Consider the following 18,095-nt stretch of genomic DNA (forward strand, 5'->3'; position numbering starts at 1 on the left):
CCGGGCGGGGCGTTCAGCAGCTGCCGCCGGGGCTCTCATGGGGTTGAACGCCCCTGTCCGTCATTACGTTCCCGAAATGCGGCTGCGCACTCGTACATTCTCAGCTCACCCTCAGCGGACGGCCCCGTGACCAGGCAAGCAGCGTCCGAGCGGGGCGTCACGATCGGGGCCGTGGCCTTCGCCACGGCCCTCGGCGAGGCCGCTCGATCGCTCGCCTTACACCCGCTCCCGGCGGTCCGGGCAGCCGCAGATTTTGCGACCGGGTCGGGGCTCGCCGCCGTGGCGTCGCTTGGTACGGCGAGCCCCTGGTATGCGCTGCTGCGTGCCGAGCACGAGCTGTTCGCCCGCAACCTGCGTGACCTCGTCGCCGCCGTCGCCACCGACCCGGAGCTGGGTGCGCCCACGCGGCGCAAGCTCGCCTTCCTGGCCGAGCAAGCCGTCGCGGCCTCCGCACCCGAGAACTGGCCGTGGTCCAACCCGGCCGTCCTTCGTAGGGCGCTCGACACCGGTGGGCGCAGCCTCCTTCGCGGCGCCCGTAGCGCCCTGCGCGACCTTGCCGCGGGTGGCGCGCCCCTGCAGACGCCGGTAGGTGCCCTCGTGCCCGGCCGGGACCTCGCGCTCACCCCTGGCGCGGTCGTGTTCCGCAACCGGCTGGTCGAGGTGATCCAGTACGCGCCGCGGACCGCCGGCGTGCACGCCGTGCCGCTGCTGGTCTCGCCACCGTGGGTCAACAAGTACTACGTGCTCGACCTGGCCCCGGGCCGCAGCCTCGTCGAGTGGGCCGTCGCGCACGGGCACACCGTGTTCGCGATCAGCTACCGCAACCCCGACGCCGCGCTGCGCGACCTCACGCTGAGCGACTACCTGGAGGACGGGCTCCTCGCCGCCCTCGACGTCGCCACCGACGTCACCGGCGCCGCCGAGGTGAACGTCGCCGCCCTCTGCGTCGGCGGCACGCTCGCCGCCGCGGGCGCCGCGTGGCTGGCGGCACGGGGGGAGCGCCGCATCCGGTCGCTCACGCTGCTGAACACGCTCCTCGACTTCACCGACCCAGGGCCGCTCGGCGCGTTCATCGACGATGAGGCGGTCGACCGGCTGGAACGCTCGCTCGCCCCGATCGGCTACTTCCCCGCCGCAGGCATGAAGGCGGTCTTCGACCTGCTGCGCCCCCGCGACCTGCTGTGGGGCTACGCCCTGCGTGGGTGGCTGCTCGGCGAGGACCCGCCGGCATCCGACCTGCTCACGTGGAACGCCGACGCCACCCGCATGCCCGCGGCCATGCACATCGAGTACCTGCGCACGTGTTACCTCGAGAACCGGCTCGCCGAGGGGAAGTTGGAGCTGGCGGGGCAACGGCTCGACCTCGGGACCGTGCGGCAGGACGCGTACGTCGTCGGGGCCGTGGCCGACCACATCGCCCCGTGGACGTCCGCGCACGCCGGCGCCCGGTTGCTGGGCGGGGACGTCCGGTTCGTCCTCTCGACGGCCGGGCACGTCGCCGGTGTCGTGAACCCGCCGGGCGACCCCGCCGCCGCCCGGCGCCGGTACTGGACGGACGCGCCGCTCGCCGCCGACCCCGCGACGTGGCTGGCCGCAGCCGTCGAACGGCCGGGCAGCTGGTGGCCGGACTGGGCGGAATGGCTGGCCGCGCGCGCCGGTGAACTCGTCCCGCCGCCGCCGACGGGCAGCGCCGCCCACCCGGCCCTCGAACCCGCGCCGGGCCGTTACCTACTGGAGCCCTGATGCATCGGCTGCGTCACCGGGGATGATGAAGGCATGAGCGCCGCCCGGAGCACCGACGATCCGACGGTCGACGACGATTCACGACCCGGCAGCGCCGCGGGCTGGACGAACGCCCTCGGCGACTTCATCCGGGCACAGCGCCAGCTCGCGAGGCTCTCGCTGCGCGAGATGGCCGCGATGACGAGCGTCTCGAACGCCTACCTGAGCCAAGTGGAACGCGGCCTGCACCAGCCGTCGCTCAAGGTGCTCCACGCCATCGCCGAGGCGCTGCAGCTGTCCACCGACCAGGTGCTGCGCCAGGCCGGCTGGGCGACGGGGGAGGAGCCCGCGCAGAGCGCTGCGGACAACGGAGCGCCGAACAACACGGAGGAGGCGATCCGAAGGGACCCCCGCCTGACGCCCGAGCAGCGCACCGCGCTGCTCGGGGTGTACCGCAGTTTCGTAGAAGCCCCCCGAACGTCAGCAGGGTGACACCGCAGACGTTCAACGTCAGCGATGTCACCTTGCAGTACATGGAGGCGGCCGCGCGCGGCCCGCGCTCAGACCTCCACCAGCAGCGTGAACGGGCCGTCGTTCACCGACTCCACGGCCATCTGCGCGCCGAACACCCCAGTCGCCACGGGCGCGCCGCGCTCCCGCAGCGCCGCGACCACGGCGTCCACCAGCGGCTCGGCCTGTTCCGGGGGTGCGGCGGACGACCAGGACGGGCGCCTGCCCTTGCGCGTGTCGCCGTAGAGCGTGAACTGGCTGACCACCAGCAGCGGCGCGCCCAGATCGGCGCACGACCGCTCGCCCGGCAGGATCCGCAGCTCGTGCAGCTTGCGGGCCATCACGGGCACGGCGTCGGGCCCGTCGTCGCGGTGCACACCGAGCAGGACCAGCAGGCCGGGCCCGTCGATCTCACCGACCACTTCGCCGTCGACCCGCACGGCCGCGTGGGCGACCCGGGCCGCCACCGCTCTCACGCCTGGGGCCCCGCCGGGACGAGCACCCCGTGGCGCACGAACTCCCGCACCGCGGGCAGCGCCGCAGCCACCAGCTCGTCGGTGGGCCGGTCGTGCGCCACGGCCAGCAGCTCCACCAGCTCACCCAGCGCGAGCGCGCCCTGGCACCCGGCGAGCAGCGCGGCCGCCGGCCCGTCGACCTCGTGGCGCCAGCGCGGCCCGTCGAGCCGGGCCACCGCGGCGCCGACCTCCGTCCACCCCTCGACGCCGGGCTCGGCGTAGGTCTCCAGCACCACGCCGGGCGCCACCGCGAGCGGCGCCGCGAGTAGGGCCTCGTCACGGGCGTGGGCGCGCAGCCAGTCGACCCGGTCCAGCCAGCCGGCGACCTCGGGGCCCAGTGGGTCGTCGACGTCGCCGGGGAGGTCCTCGAACACGACGGTCGGGGCGCCGTCGGTCCGGCGCAGGTTCAGGAACCCGAAGCCGATCGCCTCCACGCGCTCGCGCTCCATCCAGTCCAGCCACGCGCCCGCCTGCTCGCGCGCGGCCGTCGAGGTCAGGTCGAGGCCCGCGTCGCGCTGCCAGGTGCCGACGTGCAGGGCAGGATCGGCCACCTCGCGCTGCACGATCCACGCGTCGACGCCCGGCGGCAGCCAGGAGCGCACCCGCTCCGGCCAGTCCTCGCCACGGACGTGCAGCCACGAACCCAAAAGCTGCGCCACCCCGCCCGGCTCCAGGTGCTCAGGGAGCGTCCGCAGCAGCGCGGCGAGCGCGGCGTCGCCGTCCTGGCCCGAGTCGCGGTAGACGTAGTCGACCCGCGCCGGGCCCGGCACGAACGGCGGGTTGGACACGATCTGGTCGAACCGCCGCCCGGCCACCGGCTCCAGCCACGGCCCGTCCAGCAGCTCGACGTCCAGCTCGTTCAGCGCGAACGTCGCCCGCGCCATCGCCAGCGCCCGCGGGGCCACGTCGGTGGCGGTGACCGCGGCGGCGTGGCGGACGGCGTGCAGGGCCTGTACGCCGCAGCCGGTGCCGAGGTCGAGCAGCGACCCGACCTGCCGGCGCACGGTGGCCGCGGCCAGGGTCAGGGATGCGGCACCCACTCCCGTGACGTGGTCGCGCTGCTGGCGGCGGGCGTCGAGATCGGAGAGCACCCACCACTCGGCTCCGCGGTCGTCATCGGACTCGCCGTCGGAATCGTCGCCGTAGGGGCGCAGGTCCAGCGCCGCGCGCCAGCCGTCGCCGGACGCCGTGAGCAGCCCGGCGGCCGCTGCGTCGGCGGGGGCGAGCGGGGCGAGAGCGGCGGTGACCGCGGCGTCCGGCTCGGTCGAGCCGAGCAGCAGCAGGCGCACCAGCACACCCAGCTCGCCGCCGTCGGCACCCGCGTTCGCGCGACTCGCGCGGTAGGCGGGCTCGACCTCGCCGCGGCCGAGCGCCAGGTGCGCTCCCTGCCCGAGCAGGGCCCGCACGCCGTCGGTGCTGTAGCGCGCCCGCCGCAGGGCGGTGCGCAGGGCGTCGGCGGTGGCCGGGGAGAGTTGCGGAAGCACAGAGGAATCCTCGCTCCCAGGTTCAGGAAAGCCACAGTCAGGTCCGGAGGGGACTGCGATGTGGCTTTCCTGAACTTCGGAGCGGCCCCTACCCTCCACCTGTGGCCATCTGTCTCGCCCAGGACGTCGACGCCGACGCGCTGCTCGACCGCGACCCGCTCGCCCTGCTGGTCGGGATGCTGCTGGACCAGCAGTTCCCGATGGAGCGGGCCTTCGCCGGGCCCGCCCTGCTCGCGCAGCGGCTCGGTGTCACCGAGCTGGACGCCCGCGAGCTCGCCGACTGCGACCCCGACGCGCTGGTACAGATCTTCCGTGGCCCGCCCGCCGTTCATCGCTACCCGGGCTCGATGGCGGGGCGGGTGCAGGCGCTCGCCACCGCGATCGTCGAGCAGTACGACGCCGACGTCACGCTGATCTGGCGGGACGTGCCGGACGGCCGCGAGCTGTTCCGCCGCATCGCGGCGCTTCCGGGCTTCGGCACGCAGAAGGCGCAGATCTTCACGGCCCTGCTCGGGAAGCAGCGCGGTGTCACCCCGCCCGGGTGGCGGGAGGCCGCGGGCGGGTACGGCGAGGAGGGTGTGCACCGCTCGGTGGCCGACGTCGTGGACGCCGCGTCGCTCGTCCAGGTGCGCGACTACAAGCAGGCGAAGAAGGCGGCGGCGAAGGAAGCCGCGACCAAGACCGGGGGCTGACATCCCCGATGGCCCAGTGCCCCGTCCAGGAAGGTTGGTGCGGAAATCGGTGGATGCAGGCGTTCGTCGGCAAGGCGCCGCGCGGTCCTCGTACCGGGCGTACTCGGGCCGTGCGGCAACGCGGCCGACGGGCGCCTGGGCCGCCGAGTTCTGTGCGAACCTTTCTGGACGGGGCGCTAGCATCTACTAGGTGCACCGGGTGCCAACTGCGCGTCGTGACGGGCGAGTCGTCGATCCGGATCAGGTGTGTGACGCCGCGGCCGTGCTCGCCGACGGCGAGCAGTTGCGCCGGTCCGCCTCCGTCCTCGACGCGCTCGGCGACGTCCACCGGCTGAGCATCCTGATGGCGCTCCACCACGCCGGTGACCTGTGCGTCTCCGACCTCGCGTTCTCCGTCGGGATGAGCGACAGCGCGGTGTCTCACGCGCTGCGCCTGCTGAAGGCCCACGGGATGGTCAGCGCTCACCGCGAGGGCAGGCTGGTGCGCTACCGCGTCACCGGCGAGCTCACCACCCGTCTCCTCGACGTGATCTCCGAGCGTGCCGTCGGCGGCGACGTCGTGCTGCACGCGCACGCCCGGTCGGCCGCCCACCGAGACCCGGTAGCCGCCGCCGACTAGGAGGGTCAGGGCGCTCCTCTATAGGCCGTCTCCCCAGGACACGGAATCGTCACCCGGGTGAGCGCGCGGGCCCCTCGGGCGAGTGGCACGATGGGCGGCGGCGGTCGAGCGGCTTGCCCAGACCGCCGGTCCGGCGCCCGTCCGGCGCCAGCGAGGGAGTCCGGTGTGGAAGACGCGCAACGCGGCGCCGAACCGGTGCTGATCACCGATGCCGCCCGGTCCTACGAGGAGGAGCTGGCGGTCCGCAAGCGGCGTTACAAGATCATGATGGGGATGCGCATCCCGCTCATGCTCGCCGCGGCCGCCTGCTACCAGATCCCGTGGCTGGCGGTGGGTCTACTCGTCCTCTCGATCCCGCTTCCGTGGGTCGCTGTGCTCATCGCGAACGACCGGCTCCCGAGGAAGTCCGAGACCGTCAGCCGTTACGAGCGCGAGCGCCGAGAGCTGGAGCAGCGCAACCACCCCGTGATCGACTCCGAGTAGACGACGTAGCGCTTAGGAGCGCCCTGAACGACTCGGCCCTACTGCGCGACGCCCAGGCGGGCACCTCGCGGCGTTGGACGATCGGACCGATACAACAGCGGTATCGGCCCGACCGTCCGCCTTGCGATGCACCCACCTGGACGCCGCTCGCTACGGGCGGAGTCGTTCAGGACCCTCCTAGCGCCGCGGCCGGGCGCCGAGCCCGGCGACGGCGGCTGCGCCCGCTGCGCATCCTGCGCGCAGCGCCGCCTCCCGCCCCGCGCCGCCGAGCCACGCCACGAGCAGCCCCGCGTCGAAGGCGTCGCCCGCGCCGGTCGGGTCGACGACGTGCGCTTCCGGCGCCGCCGCGACCCACTCCCCGGCCCGGTCGAGCCATCGCGCGCCCCGCGGTCCGTCGGTCACCGCGACCGCGCCCACGACGTCCCGCACGGCGGCCGGTCCGCCGAGCGCGGCCAGCTCGTCCGCGTTGGGCAGCAACAGGTCGACCCCGCCCACCCACCTGGCGAACTCCGGGCCGAGGGCCGGTGCCGCCTGCGGGTCCACCGACGTCGTGAGCCCGGCCGCCCTGGCGGCGGCCAGCGCGGCGAGCCCCGCCGGCCGCGACGACGCGTCGAGCAGCACGTAGCCCGACACGTGGAGGTGGTCGGCGCCGTCGAGCGGGGGCAGGTCGGCGGGGGCGAGCCGGGCGGCCGCGCCGCGGTCGGAGAGCATCGTGCGCTCGCCGCCCCCCAGCAGGACGACCACCGTGCACGTCGGACACCCGTCGTCCACGGCCAGCGCCGGGCGCACACCGAAAGCGGCCAGGTGAGCGGCCGCCGCGCGTCCGGCGTCGTCGTCGCCGACGCGCGCGACCAGCACCACGTCGGCGCCGAGGTGGGCGAGCCAGGCCGCCGTGTTCGCCCCGGCCCCGCCGGGGCTGGTCCGGATCCGCGCCGGGACGTCTGCCCCGAGCACGGCCGGCGCGGCCGGCTCGACGAGCACGTCCACGGCGACGTCCCCGACCACCACGACCCGGGGACGCCCGGTCACGGAACGGGCACCGCGGCCAGCTCGACCGCCACCTGCGCCGCCAGCTCCGCGTTCGCGTGCACCAGGGCGAGGTTGGTGCGCAGGCTCGCGCCGCCGCTGCCCGCGTGGAAGTGCTCCAGCAGCGCGGGCGTCACGTCCTTGCCGGTCACGCCGCGCTCGGCGAGCATGGCCAGGCCCTCGGCGAGCAGCCGGTCGTGCAGACCGGCGTCCAGCTCGTCGGCCACCGGCACCGGCTGGGCGAGCACGGCCCCGGCCCCGCGGCCGAGCACCCGGTGCGCGCGCCACACGGCCGCCGCCTCGGCGGGGGAGTCCACCCGCCACGGCACCGGGTGGCCCGAGTCGCGCCGGTAGAAGCCGGGGAAGGCGTCGGTTCGGTAGCCCAGCACCGGGACGGACTCGGTCTCCAGCATCTCGAGCGTCGCGGGCACGTCGAGGATCGACTTCACGCCCGAGCAGACCACCAGCACGGCCGTGCCGGCCAGCGCGGCGAGGTCGGCGGAGACGTCCCAGGTCTCGGCCGCCCCGCGGTGCACGCCGCCGAGCCCGCCCGTGGCGAAGACCGACACGCCCGCCGCCTGCGCCAGCGTGGCCGTCGCGGCGACGGTCGTGGCGCCGTCCCGTCCGAGGCCGACGGCCGGGCCGAGGTCACGCACCGACAGCTTGGCGAGGTCGCCGCCGCACACCCGGTCCAGCTCGCTCGCCGACAGGCCGACCCGGGGCATCCCGTCGAGGACGGCGACGGTCGCGGGCACGGCGCCGTGCGCGCGCACGGCGGACTCCAGCTCGTCGGCCGCGGCGCGGTTCTGCGGTGCGGGGAGACCGTGCGCGAGGAGGGTGCTCTCCAGTGCGACGACGGGACGGCCGGCCGCGACGGCGTCGGCGACCTCCGGGGACAGCCACAATCGGCCGGACTGCGAGACGGGATGGGACACGTGGGGCATCATGGACGACATGGCCACGCAGGTGCTGCCCGATGTCGAAACCCGCCCAGAGGGCACCGACACCACGGGCGACGACACGCCCAAGATGTTCCATTACGTCAAGAAGAACAAGATCGCGGAGAGCGCGGTCCTGGGAAACATGGTGGTGGCGCTCTGCGGCGAGACCTTCCCGGTCACGCGCTCCCCGAAGCCCGGCTCGCCCGTGTGCCCCGAGTGCAAGAAGATCTTCGAGTCGCTGCCCCCCGGCGGCGGGGACGACTGACCGGCTCCCGCGCTTGAACACCGACGCGGGGTCGAGCGGCCCGGAGGAGGGCGGACCGGTGCCGCTGCGCAGTCGACTGCGCGGCTGGCTCTACGACCGGCTGGTGTCGGGGATGACGGCCGAGTGGTACCGGCAGGTGCTGCAGCGGCTGCCTGACGGCGCTCGCCTGCTCGACGTCGGCATCGGCACCGGCGCCGCCCTCGTCTGCTGCGCCGACCTGGTGCGTGCGAAGCGGCTCGATGTCGTCGGGCTCGACATCGACCCCGACTACCTCGCCCGCTGCCGCGTCGGCATGGCCGGCGCCGGACTCACCGGGCACGTCCGGCCCCAGCTGGGGTCGGTGTACGACCACGACGGCGGCCCCTACGACGCCGCCTACTTCTCCGCGAGCCTCATGCTGCTCCCGGACCCGGTGGGGGCGATCAAGCACGTCGCCGGGCTGCTGGCGCCCGGTGGGCGGGTGTTCAGCACGCAGACCTTTCACCACCGGCGCTCCGCGCTGCTGGAGTGGGCCAAGCCGCTGGCCAAGCACATCACCACGATCCAGTTCGGCCGGGTGACGTACGAGGACGAGTTCCGCGGGGCGTTCACCGACGCGGGTGTCGATCTGGAGGAGCTCACCACGATGCGCAGCACCCGCTACTCGTCCTACCGGCTCGCGGTGGCCAAGCCACCTCCGGCCGCAGCCTGACGCACGGGGTGCTCAGACCTCCAGCACGTACTCGCCGGGCGCGGGCGCGAGCGCGTGCATGCCCCGCCCGCCCAGCTCCGGCGGCGCGTCGTGGTCCGGTCCCGTGCGCGCCGTGAGCCACCTGAGGTGGTCGTCCCACCAGGACCCCTGCTCGGTGCCGGGCAGCGCGATCCAGCGGTCCGGCGGCGCGCCGGCCGGCGCGGCGATCGTGCCCGGCGTCGCGGCGCGGAAGCTCGCGCCCGGCTCGCCCGGCGGGCTCACGAGCGACCCGAGCTGCCCGCCGTCGGCCAGCAGGAACCTGCAGGCGCCGTCGAGCAGGCGCGCGCTGCGATGGACGTCGGTCCACACGGCGGCCCGGTCGCCGACCCCGGCGACGACGTAGCAGTCGCGATCGACCTTCGCGAGGTCGAGCGGCGTCCCCAGCAGGCTCGACGCCCCCGGCACGGCCAGCGCCCCGTTGCGCAGGACATCCGAGAGGCGGCGGTGCAGGCCCGCGGGCATCCGGGTCCGGTCGACGGTCCAGAACAGCATGTGGGGTGCCCCGTGCGCGACCGCCGCCTCGCGGCCCGGCCACCCCAGCGGGTCGCTCGCGGAATTCTCCCGGTCGAGCACGGTGGCGGCGAGCGTCACGGTGGCAACCCGCTGCTGCGCCCCGATCGCCGCGAGGTGCCCGAGCAGCATCGCCGTGATCGTCCCGCCGGAGCCGAACGCCATCAGCGACGTCCGCGGCGTGCGGGCGACGTGCTCGGCCGCGTCCATCGCATCGAGGACGGCCTGGCCGTACGTGTCGACGTCCCAGTCGGAGTGCCCGGCGGCGGGGTTGCGCCACGAGATCGCGAACACCTGCTGCCCGCCGCGCACGTGGTGCTCGACGATGCTGCGGCCGGGCGCGAGGTCGGCGAGGTAGTACCGGCCCCGCAGCGGCGGGACGACGATCAGGGGCACATCGCGGACCGACTCGGTCTGTGGCAGGTACTGCAGCAGCTCGAACACCGGCGTGCGCAGCACCACCGCGCCCGGGGTGGCGGCCACGTCCGTGCCGACCTCGAACGGGCCGGGCCCGGCGGTCGCGGGCGGCCGCAGCGGGGAGGCCAGGTCGGCGAGGTCCGTCATGAGCCTGCCGCCGGTGTCGGCCGCGGCCCGCCATGCCGCCGGGTTCAGCGGGGTGTTGCTCGGGGCGAGCGCGGCGGCGACGACCCTGATCGCCGTGCGCATGCGCTCGTCGTCGTCGCTGTCGAGCCGCGCGTCGCCGACGAGGGCCTGCGCGGCGGCGCTCGCGGCGAGGTGCACCTGCACGGCGCGGCGCAGCAGTGGGTTCGCCTGCCACGCGGGGTCGGCGTAGCGGGGGTCGTCGGGCGGCGGGGCGAGCGCGGAGCGGCCGAGCCCGATGCGGGTCAGCTCAGCGGCCAGCCCGGTCCCTCGCCGGGCCACCGTGAACGGCCTCCCGGCCAGGGCCGCCGCGAGCCGCAGCCCTGGCGCGGCCGGTACACGTGATCTCGGCCCGCGGAGGGGCATCCCGGTGGCCCCGGCGCTCGTCCCGTTCCGTGCCGCCTCAGCCGCCTCAGCCGCCTCCCGCCCCGCGTGCCGCGGCGCGGGGTGCTCGTCGTTCATCTGCTGGATCCCTCTCCGTGCCGGCGGGCCCGCCTGCCGAAGCATGGGCGGCCCACGGGCCGGGAGGCAAGTCCCCGTTCGCTCGTTCGGGCGTTGCGCTGCCCGCCGGCCCGCTCCGATCGGCACGCCCGGCGGGTCCCGGCGCCGAGGTCCGTCACGCCGGTTACCCTGATCGACGCCCCTGAGGGACCGCGGCCCCACCGCGACGCCCGGAGCGAGAGCTCCCGGGGCATCGGGCCGCGATGCAGCGGGTCGCCCGTGCCGGGCCGGTCAGAGCGCAGTCGAGACGTCAGGGAGTGGTGTGTCCCAGGCCCAGCAGATCGCTCCGTCCTCGCGCCCGCTGCGGGCCTGGCAGCGCAGCGCACTTGCCCGGTACCTCGCCGCGACGCCCCGCGACTTCCTCGCGGTCGCCACGCCTGGCGCGGGCAAGACCGCCTTCGCGCTGCGGGTGGCCGCCGAGCTGCTGGCCGACCGAGTGATCGAGGCCATCACGGTGGTGACGCCCACCGAGCACCTCAAGTACCAGTGGTCGCAGGCCGGGGCGCAGGCCGGCATCGCGATCGACCCGGAGTTCCGCAACTCCGCGGGCGGCACGTCGTCGGACTACACCGGCATCGCGGTCACCTACGCGGGCGTGGCCTCCCACCCGCTGCTGCACCGGGCCCGCACCGACAACCGCCGCACGCTGGTGATCCTCGACGAGGTGCACCACGCGGGCGACGCACGCTCGTGGGGCGACGGGGTCAAGGAGGCGTTCGACGGGGCCGCCCGGCGGTTGACCCTGACGGGCACCCCGTTCCGCAGCGACGACAACCCGATCCCGTTCGTCGACTACGTTCCCGACGCCGAGGGCGCCCTGCGCAGCCGCGCCGACCACTCCTACGGCTACGCGGAGGCACTCGCCGACGGCGTGGTCCGGCCGGTGGTGTTCCTCGCGTACTCGGGCCTGTCGAGCTGGCGCACCAGCGCGGGGGAGGAGATCACCGCGCGGCTCGGGGAGCCGATGACGGCGGAGCAGACGGGGCGCGCATGGCGCACGGCGCTCGACCCGAGTGGCGAGTGGATCCCCGCGGTGCTGTCGGCGGCCGACCGGCGGCTCACCGCCCACCGCGTCGGCGGGATGCCCGACGCGGGCGGGCTCGTCATCGCCACCGACCAGACCACCGCCCGCGCGTACGCGGCGATCCTCACCGAGGTCACCGGCACACCGCCGGTCATCGTCCTGTCCGACGAGCAGGGTGCGTCCGCGCGCATCGCGCGGTTCTCCGAGTCCGACGACCGCTGGATGGTCGCCGTGCGGATGGTGTCGGAGGGTGTGGACGTGCCGCGGCTCGCGGTCGGCGTGTACGCGACCAGCGCCTCGACTCCCTTGTTCTTCGCACAGGCGATCGGCCGGTTCGTCCGGTCGCGGCGGCCGGGGGAGACGGCCTCGGTGTTCGTGCCGAGCGTCCCGGTGCTGCTGGGCCTGGCGAGCGAGCTGGAGGCCCAGCGTGACCACGTGCTCGGCAAGCCGCACCGCGCCGAGGAGAAGTGGGACGACGAGCTGCTCGCCCAGGCCCAGCGCCAGGAGGACGAGCCCGGTGAGGACGAGAAGCCGTTCACGGCGCTCGGGGCGCAGGCCGAGCTGGACCAGCTGATCTACGAGGGCACGTCGTTCTCGGCCGACGAGGAGGACTACCTGGGCCTGCCGGGCCTGCTGGAGCCCGAGCAGGTGCGCACGCTGCTCAATCAGCGCCAGAAGGAGTGGCTCACGCGCTCGCAGCGCAAGGCGCAGGCGGCGGCACCGGTGGCGCCGACCCCCGCTCCGGCCTCGGAGCGGGCGCAGATGTCGGTGCGCGAGCGTCTGGGGGCTCTGCGCAAGGAGCTGAACACCCTCGTCGCGCTGCACCACCACCGCACGAAGAAGCCCCACGGCGTGGTCCACAGCGAGCTGCGCTCGCTCTGCGGCGGCCCGCCGACGGCGATGGCGAGCATCGAGCAGCTCGAGGAGCGCATCGCGACGCTGCGCTCCTGGCGCTAGGTGAGACGCCAGCGCTCCTGGCGCTAGGTGAACTGACTAGGTGAACTGACTAGGCCCGGTCAAGGACCCTCGCCAACCGCAGCTCCAGCCAGCGCACGGCGAAGGCGCACATCGCCGGCGCGTCCACGAGCATGCTGTCCGCGGCGCCGATGGTGCCGCGTGTTCCGTGGCCGGCATCGAGGAAGGCCGCGACGACGTCGGCGAAGTAGTCGTCATGCAGCGAGGCGACGACGGGCCCGGCGGTGTCGAACTCCTCGACCATCCGCCATCGGACACCACCCTCGGCGGCGAACGGGACCTCGTAGCGGATCACGGTCTTGTCCGGCACGTCGGCGAGGTGCTCGGCGTGGTGCAGCAGCGTCATGGTGTCCCAGGGAGCGCCGATCATCACGACCTTGCCTCCGGCCTCCACCAGCTTCGCGAGCGGCGAGCCGGGACCGTAGCCGTAGTCGACCGGGTGGTCGGTGGTGAACCAGCCGGCGCGCTCGCCGACGGCCGCGACCGACGCGCCCGGCGAGCCGCTGCGCCGGGCCTGCGGCCAGGTCCGCAGGAACTCGGGCAGGGCGCCGTTGTCACGGGACGCGCGGGACGTCGCCGGGTCGAACGGCGGGACGTGCGGGCGCCAGCGCGACGGTACCCGCCCGTCGGCGTCGAGGAGTTCGTCGTACCGCGCGTCCCAGTCGGTGTAGGCCAGCACGGTGCCGCCCGGGGACACGGCGTCGAGCAGCGCACCGACCACCGCGTCAGGACCGTTGAGCAGCCGGCCGACCTTGCTGAGCGCGCCGTGGGCGAGCACGGAGTCACCGGGTCGCAGGCCGAGCCTGCGCAGGTCGGCGGCGAGGTCGGCGCGCGTGACGAAGGACATCGGGTTCGCTCCTCTGGTCAGCGGGTCTCAGGGGCCGGAGGCCGGGTCAGCGGGCCTGGCCCGCCGGGGCCGGACCATCGAGCGGTAGTACCGCGCCTGGCGGGTGGTGTGCGCGCACGAGTCGTGGCAGAAGCGGCGGGCGCGGTGTCGCTGGACGAAGAACATCGGGCAGCCGGCGCGAGCGCAGCGACGCACCCGGCCCACGTCGTCTCCGCCGAGGAAGAGGATGCAGCGGCTCGCCGTGGCGGCGACGAGGACGTCGGTGTCGCTGCCGTCGTGATGCAGGTGCCAGGCCGGGGCACCGTCGTGGCCGACGTCGAGGGCGAGATGCCCGGCTGCGCGCCGCGACGCGCTGTGGAGCACCTCGGCGGCCCCGGCCGCAGCGGGTGACCGGCGATCGTCGGCGGCCTGGCCCAGGAGCAGGCGGGTGGCGTCGCGCACCCGGCGCAGCGCCGCCACCGCGTCGGTGGGGAGGGGCCGCGGCACGGTGACGCCGGCCGCGGCGGGTGCGTGTGCGAACCAGGTCGCGACGGCGTCGGCGTCGGCCAGGAAGTCCAGATCGTCGTGATCGCCGCGGTAGTGGGAGTTCGCCAGCTCGATCGCGAACACCTCGCCCAGGAGCGGCAGCTCGTCGACCGTGGGGCTCGGGTCACGGCTCGCATCCACCTCGGACACCTCGATCGGCTCGGCTGACGGTGAATCGACTCATTTAACGTCAACTTACCCGTCGGTATCGTCCGCCGTCGCCACCGTGATCTGCGTCACCGACGAGGGATAGACGGATCGCTCGCCGCCGGCGAGGCCTACGACGACGGCGTGGTCTACCTGCACTACCGCCCGCGGCCGTAGTGCCCCAGCCCATCGAGGTCACGGCGACCCGGCACACGACAACGGGGCGGGTCCCGGATGGGTCCCGCCCCGTCGGCGCTTGCAAAAAAATCAGGGCCGGCGTCCGCCGGCCCTGATCAACTGCCTGCCTGAACGTCGATCTCCAGTTCACGGAGCTTGTCACCGTGGGCCCGAGCGTGGTGACCGCAGAACAGCAGTTCGCCGCCCGACGGCAACACGGCCCGGACCTTTGCGGCCGCTCCGCACCGGTCACAGCGGTCTGCGGCGGTCAACTCGGGCCGGGTCAGGGTTCCTGGCTGCATAGCGGTCTCCCTCCGTCTGACCCCGGGACGAGCCCGGGGCCGCTTGCTGTGACGACCGCTTGCGCGGTGCGCCCACTCTCCCAGACGTACAGCACCCCTGCATGTGTTCCCGGGGCGCGTCGCGACGACCGTCACGTTCGACCGAGTGGTCTGGATGTGGTCTTCGCGGTTGCGCTCCGGTGACTCCTGCAGATCCAGTTGACTACGTGTGAATGATGCGGTGCCGATCGTGAAGGTGCAAGGTGGGGTGTGTTAACACTCCCGATGCGCCGACTACGCTGGGCGCACGTGACGACCAGTGTGGGCGCGAGGGTCCCTGCGCCCTTCCTGTTCGTCGCGGGGGCGCTCTCGATGTACGTCGGGGCCGCCCTCGCAGTCGGTCTCTTCGATCGCACTTCGGCTTCCGCTGTCGCCATGTTGCGAGTGATCGGGGCGGCCCTCGTCCTGCTCGCGTGGCGGCGCCCGAGGCGGTCGGGGTGGCGCGGAGCCCGGCTCGGGCGGGCGGTCGCGTTCGGGCTGGCGACGGCGCTGATGAACATCGCGTTCTACGAGGCGATCGCGCGACTCCCGCTCGGCACGGCCGTGGCGATCGAGTTCTGCGGGCCGGTGGCGGTCGCGGCCGTCGCGTCGCGCAGGCCCCGCGACGTCGCTGCGGTTGTCCTGGCCGCGCTCGGCGTGCTGCTCATCGCGGATGTGCGCTGGTCAGGGAGCCCTTCCGGGGTCGTCTGGGCCCTCGCGGCCGCCACGATGTGGGCCGCCTACATCGTGCTCGGCAAGCGGGTGGCAAGCGCAGGCAACGGGCTCGACGAGATGGCCGTCGGGTTCGCGGTGGCCGCTGTGCTGCTCTCTCCGCTGCTCCTCGTCGGAGGCCCGAGCAGCACCGCCGCTCTCGCCGACCCAGGCGTGCTGATGATTGGCGCAGGGCTCGGAGTGCTGTCCAGCGTGGTGCCCTACGTGCTCGACCAGATCGTCTTGCGCCGCGTCGGGCAGGCCCGCTTCGCCGTGCTGCTCGCGCTGCTGCCGGCCACCGCGACCGTCGTGGGGCTCGTCGGGCTGGCCCAGGTGCCCTCGCTCGGGGAGGCGGTCGGGATCGCTGCGGTCGTCGCTGCCGTGGCGCTCCGGTCCCGGGACGAAGACGGCCAGGCGCCCATGGGCCGAACGGGATAGCTGTGACGCTCTGTGACAGTGGTCGTTTTCACCTTCGGTGACGCCGAAAACGCCCGCCCGGGTGACGGCGGGCCGCCCGGGTGAACTCTCGCCTGCCCCGCGTCGGTGGTGCGCTCGGAGTAGCGGGCCGCACCCGTCCGGGTGCCCTCGGTCAGGGGGTCGGGTGGTGGTGAGTCGCAACAAACTCCGGGCTGCGTGACCAGATCGTGACTCAATAGACACTACTTGAACGATCCAATGTGCTTGGCGCCACTCGCGATGGCGACATACGTTGTCGGGCACAACATTTGCCCGCGTCCGGCGGGCTGGACCCCCAACGCTGTGGAAGGACGATCATGCGCATCAGGAGAACCGCGCTCGCGGCCGTGGGGCTGGGGCTGGTGCTGACCATGGCCGCCTGTGGCCAGAATGCCGCCGCCCCATCCGCCCCGGCGGCCCCGGGTAGCGCGGCCCCGGCAGGCGCGACCAAGGTAGGTGTGATCCTGCCCGAGACGGCCAGCTCGGCGCGGTGGGAGGGCTTCGACAAGCCGCTGCTCACCCAGGCGATGGCGGCCGAGGGCCTCGACGCCGACATCCAGAACGCGCAGGGCGACGAGCAGAAGTTCGCCACGCTTGCCGACGGCATGATCTCCAGCGGTGTCAAGGTGCTGGTCATCGCCTCGATCAGCAGCGAGTCAGGCGCGGCGGTGGCCGCGAAGGCCAAGGCGCAGGGCATTCCGGTAATCGACTACGACCGCCTGAACCTGGGCGGCACCAGCGACTACTACGTCTCGTTCGACAACACCAAGGTCGGCCACCTGCAGGGCGAGGGCCTCGTCCAGGCGCTCGGCAACAAGCAGGGCGCGCAGGTCATCGAGATCGAGGGCGCCCCGACCGACAACAACGCCACGCTGTTCTACAACGGCCAGCAGGAGGTGCTGAAGCCGCTGTACGACTCCGGCCAGCTCAAGCTGGTCGCGTCCCAGAAGATCCCGGAGTGGGACAACCAGGTGGGCGGCACGACCTTCGAGCAGCTCCTCACCGGCAACGGCGGCAAGGTCGACGGCGTCGTCGCCGCGAACGACGGGCTCGCGGGCGCGATCATCACGGTGCTCGGCAAGTACGGCCTCACCGGTCAGGTCGCCGTGACCGGCCAGGACGCCACCCCGGACGGCCTGCAGGCCATCCTGCGCGGTGACCAGTCCATGACGGTCTACAAGCCGATCAAGCAGGAGGCGGACGCCACTGCCAAGCTCGCCGCCGCTCTGGCGACGGGTGACACCGCCGCTGCCGACGCGATCGCCACGCAGACCGAGGACGACCCCAAGGGCAACCGTCAGGTCAAGTCCGTGCTGCTCGAGCCGCAGCTCATCACCCGGGACAACGTCAAGACCGTCGTGGACGACGGCGCCGTGCCCGCCAGCGCGATCTGCGTCGGCAACCTGGCGGCCACCTGCCAGCAGCTCGGCATCTCGGCCGGCTGATCCCGGCCGATCCGTCCCACGAGAATGCCGTGAGCGGACGCGGGTGCCGGGCCCCCCGCGGCACCCGCGTCCGCCACGGTCACCGGAGGTACATCCATGAGTGACCCGATCCTGCAGCTGCGCGGGGTGAACAAGAGCTTCGGCGCCGTGCAGGTGCTGCACGACGTGGACTTCACGGTCCGTGCCGGCGAGGTCACCGCGCTGGTCGGCGACAACGGTGCCGGCAAGTCGACGCTGGTCAAGTGCGTCGCGGGCATCCACCCCATCGACAGCGGCGAGGTGCTCTTCGAAGGGCGGCCGGTGACGCTCAACGCGCCGACCGACGCCGCCCACCTCGGCATCGAGGTCGTCTACCAGGACCTCGCGCTGGCCGACAACCTCGACATCGTCCAGAACATGTTCCTCGGCCGCGAGCGCGGCCGCTCGTGGCTGCTCGACGAGGCCGACATGGAGCAGGCGGCGCGCCGGACGCTGGCGTCGCTGTCGGTGCGCACCGTGACGTCGGTGCGGATGCCGGTGGCCGCCCTGTCCGGCGGCCAGCGGCAGACGGTCGCGATCGCGAAGGCCGTGCTCTGGGACTCCAAGGTCGTGCTGCTCGACGAGCCGACGGCCGCGCTCGGCGTCGCCCAGACCCGGCAGGTGCTCGACCTGATCCGGCGGCTCGCCGAGCAGGGCCTCGCCGTCGTGCTCATCAGCCACAACATGGCCGACGTCTTCGAGGTCTCCGACCGCATCGCCACCCTGTACCTGGGCCGGATGGTCGCCCAGGTGCCCACGAAGGACGTCACCCAGACCCAGGCCGTCGAGCTGATCACCTCCGGCCGGTCGGGTGAGCTGGGCCTGCAGCGACCCGAGACGGTGACGGTCTGA

General features: G+C 73.8%; 19 protein-coding genes. 11 read left to right on the top strand and 8 right to left on the bottom strand.

Going from position 1 to position 18,095, the window contains the following annotated elements:
- Nucleotides 1–126 precede the first annotated feature (126 nt).
- On the top strand, nucleotides 127–1,743 hold the full coding sequence (locus ABD143_RS23120; RefSeq protein WP_343982122.1) for a PHA/PHB synthase family protein: 1,617 nt from the start codon (nucleotides 127–129) through the stop codon (nucleotides 1,741–1,743).
- A gap of 33 nt (nucleotides 1,744–1,776) precedes the next feature.
- On the top strand, nucleotides 1,777–2,214 hold the full coding sequence (locus tag ABD143_RS23125) for a helix-turn-helix domain-containing protein (protein ID WP_343982125.1): 438 nt from the start codon (nucleotides 1,777–1,779) through the stop codon (nucleotides 2,212–2,214).
- Nucleotides 2,215–2,282: 68 nt separating this feature from the next.
- Here ABD143_RS23125 and dtd read toward each other — a convergent pair whose 3' ends face one another.
- Both dtd and ABD143_RS23135 read right to left on the bottom strand, forming a co-directional pair.
- Nucleotides 2,283–2,708, bottom strand: a complete 426-nt coding sequence (gene dtd, locus ABD143_RS23130; RefSeq protein WP_343982127.1) for a D-aminoacyl-tRNA deacylase — start codon at nucleotides 2,706–2,708, stop codon at nucleotides 2,283–2,285.
- On the bottom strand, nucleotides 2,705–4,231 hold the full coding sequence (locus ABD143_RS23135) for a DUF7782 domain-containing protein (RefSeq protein ID WP_343982131.1): 1,527 nt from the start codon (nucleotides 4,229–4,231) through the stop codon (nucleotides 2,705–2,707). Before ABD143_RS23135 ends, dtd begins: the two co-directional genes overlap by 4 nt.
- Nucleotides 4,232–4,332: 101 nt before the next feature.
- Here ABD143_RS23135 and ABD143_RS23140 point away from each other — a divergent pair, with 101 nt between their 5' ends.
- The 3 genes from ABD143_RS23140 (at nucleotide 4,333) to ABD143_RS23150 (ending at nucleotide 6,025) form a co-directional block, all read left to right on the top strand.
- Nucleotides 4,333–4,923, top strand: a complete 591-nt coding sequence (locus tag ABD143_RS23140; protein ID WP_343982135.1) for an HhH-GPD-type base excision DNA repair protein — start codon at nucleotides 4,333–4,335, stop codon at nucleotides 4,921–4,923.
- Between the two features lie 199 nt (nucleotides 4,924–5,122).
- A complete protein-coding gene (locus tag ABD143_RS23145) occupies nucleotides 5,123–5,542 on the top strand; it encodes an ArsR/SmtB family transcription factor (RefSeq protein WP_343982138.1) in 420 nt (139 codons plus the stop codon).
- A 165-nt stretch (nucleotides 5,543–5,707) separates the two neighbouring features.
- Nucleotides 5,708–6,025 carry a DUF3099 domain-containing protein gene (locus ABD143_RS23150; RefSeq protein WP_343982140.1) on the top strand — a complete coding sequence of 106 codons (318 nt, stop codon included), beginning with the start codon at nucleotides 5,708–5,710 and terminating at the stop codon, nucleotides 6,023–6,025.
- Between the two features lie 177 nt (nucleotides 6,026–6,202).
- Here the strand turns inward: ABD143_RS23150 and ABD143_RS23155 are convergent, their stop codons facing one another.
- Both ABD143_RS23155 and ABD143_RS23160 read right to left on the bottom strand, forming a co-directional pair.
- The gene (locus ABD143_RS23155; protein ID WP_343982142.1) at nucleotides 6,203–7,054 is read right to left on the bottom strand and encodes a carbohydrate kinase family protein; all 852 of its coding nucleotides are present in this window, start codon (nucleotides 7,052–7,054) and stop codon (nucleotides 6,203–6,205) included.
- Nucleotides 7,051–7,995 carry a pseudouridine-5'-phosphate glycosidase gene (locus ABD143_RS23160; RefSeq protein ID WP_343982836.1) on the bottom strand — a complete coding sequence of 315 codons (945 nt, stop codon included), beginning with the start codon at nucleotides 7,993–7,995 and terminating at the stop codon, nucleotides 7,051–7,053. The genes ABD143_RS23155 and ABD143_RS23160 overlap by 4 nt, the downstream gene beginning before the upstream one ends.
- 10 nt (nucleotides 7,996–8,005) lie before the next feature.
- On the opposite strand from ABD143_RS23160, the gene ABD143_RS23165 reads away from it, so the two are divergent.
- Both ABD143_RS23165 and ABD143_RS23170 read left to right on the top strand, forming a co-directional pair.
- Nucleotides 8,006–8,257, top strand: coding sequence for a DUF3039 domain-containing protein (locus ABD143_RS23165; RefSeq protein ID WP_343982145.1), 252 nt, complete (start codon nucleotides 8,006–8,008; stop codon nucleotides 8,255–8,257).
- Nucleotides 8,258–8,270: 13 nt separating this feature from the next.
- Nucleotides 8,271–8,948 (top strand): class I SAM-dependent methyltransferase, encoded by a 678-nt coding sequence (locus ABD143_RS23170; protein WP_343982148.1) that lies wholly within the window; start codon nucleotides 8,271–8,273, stop codon nucleotides 8,946–8,948.
- Nucleotides 8,949–8,960: 12 nt separating this feature from the next.
- On the opposite strand, the gene ABD143_RS23175 is transcribed toward ABD143_RS23170, so the two are convergent.
- Nucleotides 8,961–10,559, bottom strand: a complete 1,599-nt coding sequence (locus ABD143_RS23175; protein WP_343982151.1) for a PHA/PHB synthase family protein — start codon at nucleotides 10,557–10,559, stop codon at nucleotides 8,961–8,963.
- 301 nt (nucleotides 10,560–10,860) lie between these two features.
- Between ABD143_RS23175 and ABD143_RS23180 the strand changes: the two genes are divergently transcribed.
- Nucleotides 10,861–12,579: a DEAD/DEAH box helicase gene (locus ABD143_RS23180; protein ID WP_343982154.1), complete on the top strand. Its 1,719-nt coding sequence runs from the start codon at nucleotides 10,861–10,863 to the stop codon at nucleotides 12,577–12,579.
- 49 nt (nucleotides 12,580–12,628) lie between these two features.
- On the opposite strand, the gene aac(3) is transcribed toward ABD143_RS23180, so the two are convergent.
- The 3 genes from aac(3) to ABD143_RS23195 all read right to left on the bottom strand — a co-directional run bounded on the left by aac(3) (nucleotide 12,629) and on the right by ABD143_RS23195 (nucleotide 14,595).
- Nucleotides 12,629–13,444: an aminoglycoside 3-N-acetyltransferase gene (aac(3), locus tag ABD143_RS23185; protein ID WP_343982157.1), complete on the bottom strand. Its 816-nt coding sequence runs from the start codon at nucleotides 13,442–13,444 to the stop codon at nucleotides 12,629–12,631.
- Between the two features lie 27 nt (nucleotides 13,445–13,471).
- On the bottom strand, nucleotides 13,472–14,110 hold the full coding sequence (locus tag ABD143_RS23190) for an ABATE domain-containing protein (protein WP_343982160.1): 639 nt from the start codon (nucleotides 14,108–14,110) through the stop codon (nucleotides 13,472–13,474).
- Between the two features lie 299 nt (nucleotides 14,111–14,409).
- Nucleotides 14,410–14,595 (bottom strand): DUF7455 domain-containing protein, encoded by a 186-nt coding sequence (locus ABD143_RS23195; RefSeq protein WP_343982163.1) that lies wholly within the window; start codon nucleotides 14,593–14,595, stop codon nucleotides 14,410–14,412.
- Nucleotides 14,596–14,946: 351 nt separating this feature from the next.
- Between ABD143_RS23195 and ABD143_RS23200 the strand changes: the two genes are divergently transcribed.
- The 3 genes from ABD143_RS23200 (at nucleotide 14,947) to ABD143_RS23210 (ending at nucleotide 18,095) form a co-directional block, all read left to right on the top strand.
- Nucleotides 14,947–15,762: an EamA family transporter gene (locus ABD143_RS23200; RefSeq protein WP_343982840.1), complete on the top strand. Its 816-nt coding sequence runs from the start codon at nucleotides 14,947–14,949 to the stop codon at nucleotides 15,760–15,762.
- A gap of 335 nt (nucleotides 15,763–16,097) precedes the next feature.
- Nucleotides 16,098–17,225, top strand: coding sequence for a sugar ABC transporter substrate-binding protein (locus ABD143_RS23205; protein ID WP_343982165.1), 1,128 nt, complete (start codon nucleotides 16,098–16,100; stop codon nucleotides 17,223–17,225).
- Between the two features lie 96 nt (nucleotides 17,226–17,321).
- The gene (locus ABD143_RS23210; RefSeq protein WP_343982168.1) at nucleotides 17,322–18,095 is read left to right on the top strand and encodes an ATP-binding cassette domain-containing protein; all 774 of its coding nucleotides are present in this window, start codon (nucleotides 17,322–17,324) and stop codon (nucleotides 18,093–18,095) included.

Origin of the sequence: Pseudonocardia aurantiaca (assembly GCF_039526725.1) — a bacterium.
In the GTDB taxonomy this organism is placed as follows: domain Bacteria; phylum Actinomycetota; class Actinomycetes; order Mycobacteriales; family Pseudonocardiaceae; genus Pseudonocardia; species Pseudonocardia aurantiaca.

Excerpts from the sequence above, each read along its gene's own strand:
- ABD143_RS23205 (WP_343982165.1), top strand. The coding sequence starts at position 16,098 with ATGCGCATCAGGAGAACCGCGCTCGCGGCCGTGGGGCTGGGGCTGGTG.
- ABD143_RS23210 (WP_343982168.1), top strand. The coding sequence starts at position 17,322 with ATGAGTGACCCGATCCTGCAGCTGCGCGGGGTGAACAAGAGCTTCGGC.
- ABD143_RS23160 (WP_343982836.1), bottom strand. The coding sequence starts at position 7,995 with ATGCCCCACGTGTCCCATCCCGTCTCGCAGTCCGGCCGATTGTGGCTG.
- ABD143_RS23165 (WP_343982145.1), top strand. The coding sequence starts at position 8,006 with ATGGCCACGCAGGTGCTGCCCGATGTCGAAACCCGCCCAGAGGGCACC.
- ABD143_RS23200 (WP_343982840.1), top strand. The coding sequence starts at position 14,947 with ATGTACGTCGGGGCCGCCCTCGCAGTCGGTCTCTTCGATCGCACTTCG.
- ABD143_RS23175 (WP_343982151.1), bottom strand. The coding sequence starts at position 10,559 with ATGAACGACGAGCACCCCGCGCCGCGGCACGCGGGGCGGGAGGCGGCT.
- ABD143_RS23195 (WP_343982163.1), bottom strand. The coding sequence starts at position 14,595 with ATGCAGCCAGGAACCCTGACCCGGCCCGAGTTGACCGCCGCAGACCGC.
- ABD143_RS23125 (WP_343982125.1), top strand. The coding sequence starts at position 1,777 with ATGAGCGCCGCCCGGAGCACCGACGATCCGACGGTCGACGACGATTCA.